This window comes from Enterobacter cloacae complex sp. GYL001 (assembly GCF_049237125.1).
GTDB classification, from domain to species: Bacteria; Pseudomonadota; Gammaproteobacteria; order Enterobacterales; family Enterobacteriaceae; genus Enterobacter; species Enterobacter hormaechei_C.
The window spans coordinates 116819-130313 of record NZ_JBMKGW010000001.1 but is presented as its reverse complement, the minus strand read 5'-3'; the positions used below and the strand labels follow the sequence as shown (position 1 = coordinate 130313).

At 55.1% G+C, this 13495-nt stretch carries 14 protein-coding genes; 5 read left to right on the top strand and 9 right to left on the bottom strand.

The features are described 5' to 3' along the window. Positions 1-65 precede the first annotated feature (65 nt). Positions 66-1031, top strand: coding sequence for a lipoyl synthase (gene lipA / locus ACOTWU_RS00620; RefSeq protein ID WP_006809637.1), 966 nt, complete (start codon positions 66-68; stop codon positions 1029-1031). 79 nt (positions 1032-1110) lie between these two features. On the opposite strand, the gene tatE is transcribed toward lipA, so the two are convergent. Both tatE and ACOTWU_RS00610 read right to left on the bottom strand, forming a co-directional pair. After that, complete coding sequence (tatE, locus tag ACOTWU_RS00615) at positions 1111-1314, bottom strand: twin-arginine translocase subunit TatE (RefSeq protein ID WP_003858723.1); 204 nt, start codon at positions 1312-1314, stop codon at positions 1111-1113. Between the two features lie 125 nt (positions 1315-1439). Next, on the bottom strand, positions 1440-2228 hold the full coding sequence (locus ACOTWU_RS00610) for a deaminated glutathione amidase (protein WP_023303294.1): 789 nt from the start codon (positions 2226-2228) through the stop codon (positions 1440-1442). A gap of 67 nt (positions 2229-2295) precedes the next feature. On the opposite strand from ACOTWU_RS00610, the gene crcB reads away from it, so the two are divergent. Further along, the gene (gene crcB, locus ACOTWU_RS00605) at positions 2296-2679 is read left to right on the top strand and encodes a fluoride efflux transporter CrcB (RefSeq protein ID WP_023303293.1); all 384 of its coding nucleotides are present in this window, start codon (positions 2296-2298) and stop codon (positions 2677-2679) included. 219 nt (positions 2680-2898) lie between these two features. Here crcB and cspE read toward each other — a convergent pair whose 3' ends face one another. The 7 genes from cspE to ACOTWU_RS00570 all read right to left on the bottom strand — a co-directional run bounded on the left by cspE (position 2899) and on the right by ACOTWU_RS00570 (position 10362). Continuing rightward, positions 2899-3108 carry a transcription antiterminator/RNA stability regulator CspE gene (cspE, locus tag ACOTWU_RS00600; protein WP_002439184.1) on the bottom strand — a complete coding sequence of 70 codons (210 nt, stop codon included), beginning with the start codon at positions 3106-3108 and terminating at the stop codon, positions 2899-2901. A gap of 190 nt (positions 3109-3298) precedes the next feature. Next, complete coding sequence (gene pagP / locus ACOTWU_RS00595; protein WP_017382475.1) at positions 3299-3874, bottom strand: lipid IV(A) palmitoyltransferase PagP; 576 nt, start codon at positions 3872-3874, stop codon at positions 3299-3301. A 161-nt stretch (positions 3875-4035) separates the two neighbouring features. Beyond that, entirely contained in the window at positions 4036-7152 is a 3117-nt protein-coding gene (locus ACOTWU_RS00590; protein WP_126499162.1) for an efflux RND transporter permease subunit, read from the bottom strand. Next, complete coding sequence (locus ACOTWU_RS00585) at positions 7149-8348, bottom strand: efflux RND transporter periplasmic adaptor subunit (RefSeq protein WP_032103118.1); 1200 nt, start codon at positions 8346-8348, stop codon at positions 7149-7151. The genes ACOTWU_RS00590 and ACOTWU_RS00585 overlap by 4 nt, the downstream gene beginning before the upstream one ends. Continuing rightward, positions 8345-9601 carry a TolC family protein gene (locus tag ACOTWU_RS00580; protein ID WP_015571145.1) on the bottom strand — a complete coding sequence of 419 codons (1257 nt, stop codon included), beginning with the start codon at positions 9599-9601 and terminating at the stop codon, positions 8345-8347. The genes ACOTWU_RS00585 and ACOTWU_RS00580 overlap by 4 nt, the downstream gene beginning before the upstream one ends. Before the next feature lie 11 nt (positions 9602-9612). Beyond that, entirely contained in the window at positions 9613-9906 is a 294-nt protein-coding gene (locus ACOTWU_RS00575; RefSeq protein ID WP_045907131.1) for a copper-binding protein, read from the bottom strand. 54 nt (positions 9907-9960) lie between these two features. Continuing rightward, the gene (locus tag ACOTWU_RS00570; protein ID WP_032620077.1) at positions 9961-10362 is read right to left on the bottom strand and encodes a hypothetical protein; all 402 of its coding nucleotides are present in this window, start codon (positions 10360-10362) and stop codon (positions 9961-9963) included. Positions 10363-10701: 339 nt separating this feature from the next. Here ACOTWU_RS00570 and dcuC point away from each other — a divergent pair, with 339 nt between their 5' ends. The 3 genes from dcuC (at position 10702) to ACOTWU_RS00555 (ending at position 13470) form a co-directional block, all read left to right on the top strand. Then, a complete protein-coding gene (gene dcuC / locus ACOTWU_RS00565) occupies positions 10702-12069 on the top strand; it encodes an anaerobic C4-dicarboxylate transporter DcuC (RefSeq protein WP_045328961.1) in 1368 nt (455 codons plus the stop codon). A 94-nt stretch (positions 12070-12163) separates the two neighbouring features. Next, a complete protein-coding gene (rna, locus tag ACOTWU_RS00560; RefSeq protein ID WP_003858741.1) occupies positions 12164-12973 on the top strand; it encodes a ribonuclease I in 810 nt (269 codons plus the stop codon). Between the two features lie 173 nt (positions 12974-13146). Then, positions 13147-13470, top strand: coding sequence for a PTS fructose transporter subunit IIB (locus ACOTWU_RS00555; protein WP_017382483.1), 324 nt, complete (start codon positions 13147-13149; stop codon positions 13468-13470). The last annotated feature ends 25 nt before the right edge of the window (positions 13471-13495 follow it).

The window sequence follows — 13495 nt, the reverse complement described above, 5'->3', positions numbered from 1 at the left end:
TAATTACAACATTCCCTTGAATTGAAACGCTTTCCTTCGATATTCGCAACTGGAACACGCACGCTATGAGTAAACCCATTGTGATGGAACGCGGTGTTAAATACCGCGATGCCGATAAAATGGCCCTTATCCCGGTTAAAAACGTGGCTACAGAGCGCGAGGCGCTGTTAAGAAAACCGGAATGGATGAAAATCAAACTTCCGGCCGACTCTTCGCGTATCCAGGGGATCAAAGCGGCGATGCGCAAAAATGGCCTTCACTCTGTCTGTGAAGAGGCCTCCTGCCCTAACCTTGCTGAATGTTTCAATCACGGTACCGCGACATTTATGATTCTGGGTGCCATCTGCACCCGCCGCTGTCCGTTCTGTGACGTTGCCCATGGCCGTCCTGTTGCGCCTGACGCAAACGAACCGCAAAAACTGGCGCAGACGATTGCCGATATGGCGCTGCGTTATGTTGTTATCACCTCCGTTGACCGTGACGATCTGCGCGATGGCGGTGCTCAGCATTTTGCTGACTGTATTACCGCCATCCGCGAAAAAAGCCCGAACATTAAGATTGAGACGCTGGTGCCGGACTTCCGTGGCCGTATGGATCGCGCGCTCGATATCCTGACCGCGACGCCACCAGACGTATTCAACCACAACCTGGAGAACGTACCGCGTATCTACCGTCAGGTACGTCCCGGTGCAGACTACAACTGGTCGCTGAAGCTGCTGGAACGCTTTAAAGAAGCCCATCCGCATATTCCTACCAAGTCTGGCCTGATGGTCGGCCTGGGTGAAACCAACGCTGAGATCATTGAAGTGATGCGCGATCTTCGCCGCCACGGCGTCACCATGCTGACGCTGGGCCAGTACCTCCAGCCAAGCCGTCACCACCTGCCTGTACAGCGTTACGTGAGCCCGGATGAGTTCGATGAAATGAAAGCCGAAGCGATGGCGATGGGCTTTACCCATGCCGCGTGCGGTCCGTTTGTTCGCTCCTCTTATCACGCCGATATGCAGGCGAAGGGCGAAGAAGTGAAATAAAGCTGTAAAATTTATTTACAGTAAAACAAAAAACCGGCCTCGTGAGCCGGTTTTTTATGCAAGCCTTGCAGCATTGCCATTACTCTTTGTGTGAAAGCTTCTGTGCAGTGATGTCATCTTCGGCACTTTTCTTCGCTGCCGCGTCGTCATCGTTCATTGCTTTCTTAAAGCCCTTAATGGCAGCACCCAGGTCTCCACCCAGCGTGCGTAACTTCTTGGTACCGAACAGCAGGACGACCAGTGCGGCAACCACCAGCAGTTTGGTAATACTAATCTCACCCATAAATACCTTCTTTACATGAAACAGGCTGCATTCCGCCAAAAAACCTGAACGTATTAACGGTCATTTGGCGCGTGCACACAATAGCAATCTGTAACAAGGTGAATCAAGCATTGTTGAAAAAAACATCACATTAATTGCGGTGGCGCAAACCTGCGGTTGCGCAGAACAGGTAATTGCTGACGCGCAAGCGCTATTCGGGCGGAAATTATCTCCGTCAGCAATAACGCAGGCGTCTCCGCTGCTGCCGCAACCGTCACCCCCAGCGGATCGACAACCCTGCTCTGCCCGATATTTTTGTTACCACATTCACCCGCGGCTACCACGTAACAGGTGGTATCCAGCGCACGTGCTGCCAGCAGCGTCGCCCAGTGATGCTCCTTAAGCGGTCCTTTGACCCACGCGGCGGGCAGAACCAGCACCTCTGCCCCCTGCAATGCCAGGTTCAGCGCCAGCTCGGGAAAACGGATATCGTAGCAGGTCATCAGGCCAATCTTAACACCCTCGACCTCAATCAGCGGCGGAATTACACTCCCCGGATCGACCAGGCGCGACTCCTGAACGCTGAACGCATCATACAGATGAAGTTTGGCGTAGCTCGCGACGATGGCACCCTCACGTATCGCCACCAGCGTGTTTACCGCGCGCCCCGGCGAGGACGGAATATGGACCGTCAAGATGGTGGTGAGCGTGTTGCCAACGCTTTCGGCCAGCAGTCGTTTCAGAAACGCCCCTTCCAGCGTTTGCGCAGACTTTACCGACAGGTCTGGATCGCCATCATCACGGGCCAGTAACGCCTCAGGAAGTACCAGCAACGACGCCCCTTTTTGCTTCGCCTGATGCATCAGGGAGACGCATTTTTCCGCGTTTTCATTCCAGTCCGGCGTCACCGCGAACTGCCCTACTGCAACATACATAATTGTCTCCCGGTTAAAAACAGCGTTACACTCGACGCACTTACACAGCAAATAGCAGGTATTGACAGTGTTACAACTACTTATAGCCGTTTTTATTGGTGGAGGCACGGGTAGCGTTGCGCGGTGGCTCTTAAGCATGCGGTTTAACCCCCTGCATCAGGCCATTCCGATGGGGACACTGGCGGCAAATCTGATCGGGGCGTTTATTATTGGGATGGGGCTGGCCTGGTTTAATCGCATGGCCAACATCGACCCTATGTGGAAGGTTCTGATTACAACTGGTTTCTGCGGCGGCTTAACAACGTTTTCTACCTTCTCTGCGGAGGTAGTATTTCTGTTTCAGGAAGGCCGGATGGGCTGGGCGCTGACCAACATTGCCGTTAACATGCTTGGCTCGTTTGCGATGACTGCGATCGCATTCTGGTTATTTTCCTCCGCCAGCGGACATTAAGCGCGGCAACCTTAATGTTGGCTTAATTTTTCTCTGTCACTCTTGGCTCAATATTGAACGAGGGTGATAGCATGAAAGAAACTCTGTCAGGCGTGGGTATGGTATTGCTAAGCGTCGCGATCGTCGCCAGCTTCCTGAAGATCTATCTTATTGGTTGATTCAGAACGAAAAAAACCCGCTCATTGAGCGGGTTTTGAAATTCTTGCTGACGCGTCTGAATTACAGAGCGATTACGTTAGCAGCAGAAGGGCCTTTGGCACCGTTAGTGATTTCGAACTCTACGCGCTGACCTTCAGCCAGAGTTTTGAAACCATTAGACTGGATTGCAGAGAAGTGTACGAACACGTCTTTGCTGCCATCTTCAGGAGTAATGAAACCGAATCCTTTGGACTCATTAAACCACTTAACGTTACCTTTAATCTTAGACATCAAAATTACCTTTACATTAAAAAACGACACAAATGCTGTGTCGGGTATCAGTACAACAATTGTGAGGCGTTTTGTCCAGCGGATCTTTGATAAAAAGTGACAAAAGTCGCGTTAATTTTCGCTGTTCGATTTTTATCCTTTACATTTCAATGTCTGTGCGTTTTTTGGCCGATTTAGCAGAAAAATTCAGTTAAAACTGAAACCGCATCCAGGCAAAGTAAACGTTACCGTTGTTATAGGTACCCGGTATGTAGGTCATCTGAAACGTTGCCGGACCATAGCCGATGGAGGCAAGCGGCAGCAGTACCGGAACAGGAATGTATTTCCAGTTATCACGCGCCGTGAACCCTGCCGTATAGCCCAGCCCCAGACGGAAGTTGTCGTCTGATAACGGACGCCAGGTTTTTTCCCAGCCGTAGCCACCAATAGGCTCCCATTTATTGTAGGAGTCCTTAAACGCCATCAGGTACAGGCCATGCCAGTTACCTTTTTCATCCCAGCGAGACTGACCGAAGCCGGCCCCCCACGGACGCTCGTTATAACGGTCAGTTTTTTCTTTATCGTAGGCAAAACGTGCATGCCACGTAATGGCCGGAATATAGAGATCGTAATGCTCAGGTTCGTTCCATGTTTGCGCGACGTTATCCGTGAAGGTGGTGAACCAGCCTTTATCCGCTGTATTGCTGTCTGCATTAACCGCAGACGCAAACGATAACTGCCCAATAATAAACAACAAAATCAGGGGGAATTTAATTCGTACAATCACAATGCCATTACCATATTTAGTATTCGGTGCAGACCTTAACACAGAATACTTGAATGAACGCTTAACAGCATGGGTGTTATTCCTAATTACCATCCCGTTCCTGGGAATAATCTGAGGATACATAAACTGCATGCCTGAATAAGCACATGCAGTTGACATATTTAACGTTGATGTAACAATTTGTAGAGTGCGGGAATAACTAACATCGATAATAACGGTGCCGTTACCATGCCACCAATCATCGGCGCGGCAATACGTTGCATCACCTCTGAGCCACTCCCACTGCCCCACATGATGGGCAGCAGTCCCGCCATAATAGTGGCGACCGTCATCACCTTCGGACGCACGCGCAGCACGGCACCTTCGTGGATCGCCCGCATCAGCACCGTATTTCCCCCTTCTGGCTCCAGCCTGTGATATTTATCGAGCGCATGATTCAAATAAAGAACCATAATTACGCCGAATTCTGCCGCCACTCCGGAAAGGGCGATAAAGCCAACGGCCCCCGCCACTGACAAATTATATTCAAGCAGCCACAGTAACCACACGCCCCCAATAAGCGCGAACGGCAATGTCCCCATTATTATCAGGACATTTGATATCCGCCTGAAGGTTAACCATAAAAGGACGAATATAATCATCAGCGTGACAGGTAAAACTATTTTGAGCGTCGCGGTCGCCCGTTCCAGATATTCAAACTGCCCGGACCAGGAGAGAGACACGCCCTGCGGCAATACCACCTTCTCCTCCACCCGTTTTTGCATTTCATCCACGGCGGACTTCAGATCGCGCCCGCGCAAGTCCACGTAGATCCAGCTGGAAAGGCGCGCGTTTTCACTTTTTAGCATCGGTGGGCCTTCCGTCACGACGATATCGGCCAATTCCCCCAGCGCCACCTGGCTACCGCTGGCGGTCACTACCGGCAACACCCGCAACGTGTCGACGTTATCACGCAAATCGCGGGGATAACGCAGGTTGATGGGATACCGCTCGCGTCCCTGGATCACCTCGCCAATGTTATCGCCCCCGACCAGCGTGGAGACCAGGCTTTGCAGTTCATCGACGGAAACGCCGTAGCGCGCGGCTTTTTGCCGGTCGATACGAATATCTACATAGCGCCCGCCTTCCAGACGCTCCGCCAGCGCAGAGGAGACGCCAGGGACGTCCTTCACCACCTGCTCAATCTGCCGGGCCACACGCTCAATGTCGGCAATTTTATTGCCGTTCACCTTAATGCCGACCGGGCTTTTGATCCCGGTTGCCAGCATGTCCAGGCGGTTACGGACAGGCGGCACCCATACATTGGCAATGCCCGGCAGCGACACGGTTTTATCAAGCTCCTCCACCAGCTTTTGCGGCGTCATTCCTGGCCGCCACTGCTCGCGGGGCTTAAAGTGGATGGTTGTTTCCAGCATGGTTAATGGCGCGGGATCGGTTGCCGACTCCGCCCGACCGGCTTTGCCAAACACGCTCGCCACCTCCGGGACGCTTTTGATCAAGCGGTCCGTCTGCTGAAGCAGCCGCGATGCCTCGCGAGCAGAGATCCCCGGCAGCGTGGAGGGCATATAGAGTAAATCCCCTTCATCCAGCGGCGGCATAAATTCGCTTCCCAGGCGGCTCAGCGGCCAGAGCGTGGCGATCAGCAGCAGACATGCCAGTGCCAGCGTCATTTTCGGGAAGGTCAGTACCTTGTCCAGCAGCGGCTCATACAGGCGGATCAGGAGGCGGTTGATCGGGTTTGCCTTCTCATCCGGGATTTTCCCGCGAATGAAAAAGCCCATTAGCACCGGCACCAGGGTGATCCCAAGCCCGGCGGCCACGGCCATCGACCAGGTTTTGGTGAACGCCAGCGGCGAGAACATTCGCCCCTCCTGCGCTTCCAGCGAAAAAACCGGTATAAATGACAGCGTGATGATTAACAGGCTGCAAAACAGCGCTGGTCCCACTTCAACCGCCGCCTTTTCCGCCAGACGCCAGTATTCCCCCGGCGCGGGCTCCTTGCCCGGATTATCATGCCGCCACTGCTCCAGCACCTTGTGCATGTTTTCAATCATCACAATTGCCGCATCCACCATCGCCCCGATGGCAATGGCGATCCCGCCGAGCGACATCATATTCGCGTTAATGCCCTGATAGTGCATCACCACAAAAGCACCGAGGATCCCCAGCGGCAGAGAGACCATCGCCACCAGCGCGGAGCGCAGGTGGAAAAGGAACAGCGCGCACACCAGTACCACCACGGCAAACTCTTCGAGCAGCTTGTGCGTCAGCGTTTTGACCGATTCCTCAATCAGCGTGGAACGATCGTAGACCGGAACAATCTCGACGCCCTGCGGCAGCGTTTTTTGCAGCTTGCTCAGTTTCGCTTTTACCGCACGAAGCGTTTCCAGCGCATTCTGCCCGTAGCGCATCACGATCACGCCGCCAGCGACCTCCCCTTCACCGTTAAGCTCCGCCACGCCCCGGCGGATCTCCGGGCCAATGCCAATGGTGGCGACATCTTTCAGCAGGACAGGTACGCCATCGCGGGTGGCGATCACCACATTGCGAAAATCCTCCAGCGAGCGCAAATAGCCCGTTGTCCGCACCATATACTCCGCTTCGCTCATCTCCAGCAGGGCGCCGCCGCTCTCTTTATTGGCGGCCTGCACCGCGCCCGATAGCTGGCTGTGGGTAATATTCAGCGCGCGCATCTTCGCCGGGTCCGCCACGATCTGATACTGACGCACCATTCCGCCAATGCTTGCCACTTCAGATACATTCGGTACCGTCTTAAGCTCGAACTTAAGCGTCCAGTCCTGAAGGGCCCGCAGATCTGCCAGGCTGTGTTTTCCACTACGGTCGATCAGCGCATATTCGTAGATCCAGCCCACGCCCGTCGCATCTGGCCCCAGCGACACCTTCACGCCTGGCGGAAACTGCGCCTGTACCTGGCTTAAATATTCCAGCACCCGGGATCGCGCCCAGTAGAGATCGGTGCCATCCTCAAACAGCACATACACATAAGCGTCACCAAACATTGAAAAACCACGCACGGTTTTAGCTCCCGGCACAGACAACATGGAGGTTGTCAGGGGCCAGGTCACCTGATCTTCAATCACCTGCGGCGCTTTTCCGGGGTAACTCGCTTTGATAATGACCTGCACATCAGACAGATCGGGCAACGCGTCCAGCGGCGCGCGCTGCACCGCCCACCAGCCCCAGCCGGCCATCATCAGCGCGGCCAGGATCACCAGCAGGCGGTTACGCAACGAGGCGCGAATCACAGCGGCAATCATGGCGTCACCTCCGGCATCACGCTACGCAGGCTGGCTTCGGAATCAATGAGGAATTGCCCGGACGTCACCACCTTATCGCCCTCTTTGACCCCGGACAGGATCGCCGTCCAGCCCTGCGCCGTCAGGCCGGTTGTCACCGTCACAGGCTGGAAATAACCGTCCCCGGTGGCCAGCAGCAGACGCGCAGACTCTCCGCTGTTAATCACCGCCTCTTCCGGCACCGCCAGAACCGGCGGGCCTTTCATCTCTTCCGCACGCCTGACGGAGAGGTACATGCCTGGCTTCAGCTTATGTGCGGTATTTTCCAGCACGATACGGGCTTTCAGGGTTCGCGTGGTCGCCTCCATCTGCGGCAGCAATTCGCTGACCGTGCCGTGGAATTGCTCCCCCGGCCAGCTTTCTGACGTTGCTACCACGTTGCTGCCCACTGCCAGAGACTGCGCCTGCGTTTGCGGGTAGTCGACCACCAGCCAGACCGGATCGAGGCTGGCGATCTCAAACAGCGGCGCCGTTGCGGTGATTTGCGCCCCTTCCCGCACATCCAGCTTCACCACATAGCCCGCCCGGTCAGCGCGCAGGGTGAGCGTGGTCTGCGGCTTACCGCTACGCTCCAGCAAACGAATGACCTCTTCCGGCATAAACTGCAACGCCAGCCGCTCGCGTGCGGCGCGGGTCAATGCGGCATCGCCAAGCTGACGAACCGCGAGGTACTCCTGCTGAGCGGTGGTCCATTGCGGGATCCACAGTTGCGCCAGCGCCTCTCCGGCTTTCACCTGCTGCTGCGGCGCATTAACAAACAATTTTGACACCACGCCATTGGCCGGGGCTGACACCACCGAGACGTTACGTTCATCCGTTGCAACCGTGGCAAAGGCCGAGAACGGCGAAACCAGCTGGCGCATCTCAACGTTGGCGGTTTTCATCCCCAGGTTTTGCTGCTGTTGAGTGCTGATGACCACGCCTGACGCCGCCTGTGCTTCATCGGCGTAGCGCGGGACCAGATCCATATCCATAAAGGGGGATTTACCCGGCTTATCGAAGCGCTGACCGGGCACCATAGGGTCGTACCAGTAAAGCACCTTACGTTCAGAGGGTTGTGCAGCCGCAGCCGGCTGATGCGTCTGCTTCTTTCCGACAAAATAGCCGCCAGCGGCAGCTATCGCGATGGCAATCGCCATTAACGTTGTTTTTTTCATTGCGCCAGCTCCTGCGGGATCAGCCAGTTCACGGCAGCCCAGGTTCGCGCCATTTCGCGCTCCGCCTGGTTCACCGCCAGTTCCGTATCCAGTACGCCACGACGCGCCTCCAGCAGGGCCGGAAGCGCCGACTGTCCAGAGCGATATTGCGCCGTCAGTACCGCCAGCCGTTGACGCTGCAACGGCAGTACCTCGTCCCGCTGTCGCTGCCACACCGTTTGCGCAGCCTGATACTGCGCCACCAGCGTTTGCACCTGGGCAATGTGTTCACGTTTGAGCAGCGTCAGTTGATCCACCGCCTGCATTGAGCGGGAAACATCGGCGGCGTAATCCTTGTCCTGACGTTTTGACTGGAACAAAGGCAGATCCACGCTGAACATCACGCCAGCCATATCGTCATAGCCTTCGGCGCGGTGGGCGTAATAAACCTCCACATCCACATCGGGTATCGCCGCCACGGCAGATTGCGCTGAACGCGCTTTCGCGGTCTCGGCTTCACGTCGTGCGGCCTCCACTTCCGGGTGCCTGACGATCCCCTCCTGCAACGTTTTTTCATCGGCAGGAAGACGCTGATAGCGCGGCAGCGGACCGCGAACCGCCGTAATCGCATGCCCCGTAAGCTCCAGCAGACGGCTTTGCGCCAGCTGCACATCCCGCTGCGCCAGCGTCTCTTTGTCGCGCATGGCGCTGAGGATCATTTGCAGGGCCAGTACGCTGTCCGGCGTGGCGCTTCCCGCCCCGACGCTCGCCTTCTGCACGCCCCGCTGGCGTTCGGTTTCACGGACCAGCGTTCTGGCCGTGTTCAGCGCCTGCTGGGCCAGCGCCAGATCCAGCCAGGCCTGGGCGGTATCACGCTGAAGCGCGGCGCGGACGGCTTCGGATTTTGCCAGCACGCTTCGCGCCTGCGCCTGAAAGGTCTGCGCTTTACGTTCCCGCTTCTCTGAGCTGACGTAGCTTTGCATGATGCCAACCTTCTGCATGGTCATCCCTTCGCGCGTCAGCCGCCGATCGTTGCTGCCCTGTACCGGCACGTTTTCGATGCCGAATTTCAGTTTTGGGTCAGGTAATTGCCTGGCGGAATCCGCCATCGCATCCAGCGCCTGCGCTTCGTTACGGCTGGCGGAGAGTTCTGCTGAGTAGCGCTGGGCTTCGGTGAGGGTGTGTTCGAGCGTCCACGGCTCCGCCTGCGCGGCGGAGGTTAACAGGCCGAACAACACCCCACCGAGCCACAGGCTCAGTGTGTGTTGTTTCATGGTGACCTCGCTTAGCGTGCTGGCGTCAGCGAGATAATCTGGAAACCGTCACCCGCACGCTCAAGCGTGAAGGTCACTTCATCCCCTGGTTTGGCGTCACTCAGCGTGGCGCCGGCAGATAAAGTAAACGGCATGGTCATTGCTGGCCATTTTAGTTCCGGTATGGCCTCGTGCCGGAGCATGACGGCGCTGTCAGAGATCGACTGAACCACGCCGCGGCCCTGCCAGGTCTGGTTTGCCTGAACGGTATAAGAAGCGAAAGAGACAGACGCGCCAACCAGCGCGGAAAGGAATACGGTACGCATGATAAAACTCCTGTTAAACGTTAAGTAAATGAAAATCAACGAATTAACAGGTTTTTACTCCCGAAACCGGCAATAGCGGATCGTTGCCGGCGGCCCCACAGCAGGAGGGGTAACAGACCACGCAGAGTGGCTCGCAGACGAGCACTCTGGCGTCGTTAAGGTCAGGGTCATGGCGGCAGGCAGCGCCACCAGATGCGGCTGGGCAGGATCTTTTTGTACCTGATCCGGCACACAATGCTTTTCACACAGCGGTGAAGCACCGGCAGCATAATGCGGCCCCGGTTGCGCCATCATCTCCATATGCTGGATGGTGGCTACCTCGCCGCGCAAATCCATTGAACATTGATGGGAGGCGACGGCCACCTGACTCTGGATCAACAGCCAGCCAAACGCCAGCAAAAACATCAGCAGATGTTTTTTGATAAAGCGCAGGCGATATGTCCAGCTGGCGTGCATATTCAGATCGTCGGACAGGATAAAGTGAACCGAGTATAAGCAGGCAAAAGAATGAAAGAGAAGTGGTTTTAAAGAGATTTACGTTTTAAATCGATTCTCGGCAAGTAATACTCAAAACCTTAACACTTCACCATCAATTTAATGACATATAATATCTATTCATCAGGTCAATAACGTCTTAATATAAATGACGCAGGGTTAGCAAAAATATCGTCATCAGTGCCTTTAGTAGTCTCTTTCTTGATTTTAATCAGCAAGGACTGGACATTTATTCGGCACATTTCAGCTTCTTTTTTATTGATTATTTGTCTCTCGGGCAGCAAGGATACAGGGGAAATCATGCTTACTTTTCTCGAACTCCTCATTGGAGTCGTGGTCATTGTCGGTGTAGCACGCTACATCATTAAAGGTTACTCAGCCACCGGCGTGCTATTTGTCGGCGGCCTGACGCTGCTGATCATTAGCGCGCTAATGGGTCATCAGGTTTTACCCGCCAGCGAAGCCAGCACCGGATATACCGCTACCGATATTGTGGAATATATAAAAATTCTGCTGATGAGCCGCGGCGGCGATCTGGGCATGATGATCATGATGCTCTGCGGATTTGCTGCCTATATGACCCATATCGGCGCGAATGATATGGTGGTAAAGCTGGCTTCTAAGCCGCTGCAATATATTAATTCCCCCTATCTGCTGATGGTCGCGGCCTATTTCCTGGCCTGTCTGATGTCATTAGCCGTTTCCTCAGCAACGGGTCTTGGTGTGCTGTTAATGGCAACGTTGTTCCCGGTAATGGTTAACGTCGGGATCAGCCGTGGCGCAGCGGCGGCTATTTGCGCCTCTCCGGCGGCGATTATTCTCTCCCCTACTTCCGGTGACGTAGTGCTGGCCGCAAAAGCCGCGGAAATGTCGTTGATTGACTTCGCCTTCAAAACCACACTGCCGATCTCCATCACCGCTATTCTCGGCATGGGCGTGGCGCATTTCTTCTGGCAGCGCTATCTCGATAAGAAAGAGAACGTCAGCCACGAAATGATGGACGTCAGCGAAATCACCACTACCGCCCCGGCGTTTTATTCCATCCTGCCCTTCACGCCGATTATTGGCGTGCTTATTTTCGACGGCAAATGGGGCCCGCAGCTGCACATCATCACTATCCTGGTGATCTGTATGCTGCTGGCGGCCATCCTGGAATTCGTTCGTGGTTTTAATACCCAGAAAGTGTTCACGGGTCTGGAAGTTGCCTTCCGCGGTATGGCGGATGCCTTCGCGGGCGTGGTGATGCTGCTGGTTGCCGCGGGGGTGTTTGCCCAGGGGCTGAGCACCATCGGCTTTATTCAGAGCCTGATCTCTATCGCCACCTCGTTCGGCTCGGCCAGCATTATCCTGATGCTGGTGCTGGTGGTGCTGACCATGCTGGCGGCGATGACCACCGGCTCCGGTAACGCGCCGTTCTACGCCTTTGTTGAGATGATCCCTAAGCTGGCGCACTCCTCCGGCATCAACCCGGCTTACCTGTCCATTCCAATGCTTCAGGCTTCCAACCTGGGTCGTACCATTTCTCCGGTATCGGGCGTGGTGGTTGCGGTTGCGGGGATGGCGAAAATCTCTCCGTTTGAAGTGGTAAAACGCACGTCAGTGCCGGTGCTGGTTGGCCTGATTATCGTTATTATCGCCACCGAAGTGCTGCTTCCCGGCGCTGCCTAAGCGAAATTCCTGATTTCCAAAAAGCGCCTGCGGGCGCTTTTTGTGCTTTAATAACCCCCAGAAATTAATCGCGCCCAACCAATCAGGAAAGCAAATGTTCAGGAAGGATATCGTTATCCCGTCTGGCGCAGTAGCGCTTGCACTCTGTGTCTTCTCAATTCAGGCAGATCCGCTTAAGCCAACCCAGTACGGCGATTTCGATCGCTACGTTCTGGCCCTTTCCTGGCAAACCGGATTTTGCCAGAGCATGGTCGAACGTAACCGTGACGAACCGGAAGAGTGTCGCCTGCAAAAAGAGAGCAGCAACAAAACCGATTTTCTGACCGTCCACGGCTTATGGCCCGCGCTGCCGAAATCTATTGCCGCTCGCGGAGTGGATGAACGCCGCTGGATGCGCTTCGGCTGTGCCACTCGTCCGGTTCCGAATATGCCGGAAGCAAAAGCCAGCCGCAAATGTGACGCCGCAGAGACCGGACTATCGCTAACCGGCGCGGCGAAGCTGAACAGCGTGATGCCCGGCGCGGGCGGCAACTCCTGCCTTGAACGTTATGAATACGCGAAACACGGCGTCTGCTTTGGTTTTGATCCCGACGCTTACTTCGGCACCATGGTGCGCATGAACCAGGAAGTGAAGCACAGCGCGGCAGGAAAATTTCTGGCGGAAAATTATGGCAAAACCGTCCGCCGCAGCGACTTCGATGCAGCCGTGGCCAAAAGCTGGGGGAAACAGAGCGTAAAAGCGTTCAAGCTTACCTGCCACGGCAATCCGGCTTATCTGACCGAGATGCAGATCTCGCTGAACGCCAGCACCATCAACAACCCGCTCTCTGCCGGCTCCTTTGCGCCACAGCCGCATCCGGGCAACTGCGGCAAACAGTTTGTCATTGATAAAGCCGGTTACTGATGCTGCGCCGGGCACCTTTTTGCCCGGTTTTTCATTGATTTCCGTGATATGACGATTAACCTCACACTTCCGCTCACACGCATCATTTTTCCAGCAAAAGCATTATTAATCCGGTAAACATCACTGAAACCTCCCCGCCATAATCATGGCGTTATCTACAGGAGGAATTTCACATGGCTAAAAAACTGATTGCACTGTGCGCCTGCCCGATGGGCCTGGCACATACCTTCATGGCAGCCCAGGCGCTGGAAGACGCGGCGACGGAAGCCGGTTATGAGGTAAAAATTGAAACCCAGGGCGCGGACGGGATCCAGAATCGCCTGACCCCACAGGATATTGCCGACGCTGACATTATTATCCACGCCATCGCGATCACCCCGGAAGACAATGAGCGCTTCGAAACGCGCGACGTGTATGAGATTACGCTTCAGGACGCTATTAAAAACGCGGCAGGCACCCTGAAAGAGATCGAAGAGATGATTGCAGCAGAACAATAATAATCCTCACACCCAGGGGTTTTCG

Excerpts from the sequence above, each read along its gene's own strand:
- lipA (WP_006809637.1), top strand. The coding sequence starts at position 66 with ATGAGTAAACCCATTGTGATGGAACGCGGTGTTAAATACCGCGATGCC.
- tatE (WP_003858723.1), bottom strand. The coding sequence starts at position 1,314 with ATGGGTGAGATTAGTATTACCAAACTGCTGGTGGTTGCCGCACTGGTC.
- ACOTWU_RS00610 (WP_023303294.1), bottom strand. The coding sequence starts at position 2,228 with ATGTATGTTGCAGTAGGGCAGTTCGCGGTGACGCCGGACTGGAATGAA.
- cspE (WP_002439184.1), bottom strand. The coding sequence starts at position 3,108 with ATGTCTAAGATTAAAGGTAACGTTAAGTGGTTTAATGAGTCCAAAGGA.
- ACOTWU_RS00590 (WP_126499162.1), bottom strand. The coding sequence starts at position 7,152 with ATGATTGCCGCTGTGATTCGCGCCTCGTTGCGTAACCGCCTGCTGGTG.
- ACOTWU_RS00585 (WP_032103118.1), bottom strand. The coding sequence starts at position 8,348 with ATGAAAAAAACAACGTTAATGGCGATTGCCATCGCGATAGCTGCCGCT.
- ACOTWU_RS00580 (WP_015571145.1), bottom strand. The coding sequence starts at position 9,601 with ATGAAACAACACACACTGAGCCTGTGGCTCGGTGGGGTGTTGTTCGGC.
- ACOTWU_RS00575 (WP_045907131.1), bottom strand. The coding sequence starts at position 9,906 with ATGCGTACCGTATTCCTTTCCGCGCTGGTTGGCGCGTCTGTCTCTTTC.
- ACOTWU_RS00570 (WP_032620077.1), bottom strand. The coding sequence starts at position 10,362 with ATGCACGCCAGCTGGACATATCGCCTGCGCTTTATCAAAAAACATCTG.
- dcuC (WP_045328961.1), top strand. The coding sequence starts at position 10,702 with ATGCTTACTTTTCTCGAACTCCTCATTGGAGTCGTGGTCATTGTCGGT.
- rna (WP_003858741.1), top strand. The coding sequence starts at position 12,164 with ATGTTCAGGAAGGATATCGTTATCCCGTCTGGCGCAGTAGCGCTTGCA.
- ACOTWU_RS00555 (WP_017382483.1), top strand. The coding sequence starts at position 13,147 with ATGGCTAAAAAACTGATTGCACTGTGCGCCTGCCCGATGGGCCTGGCA.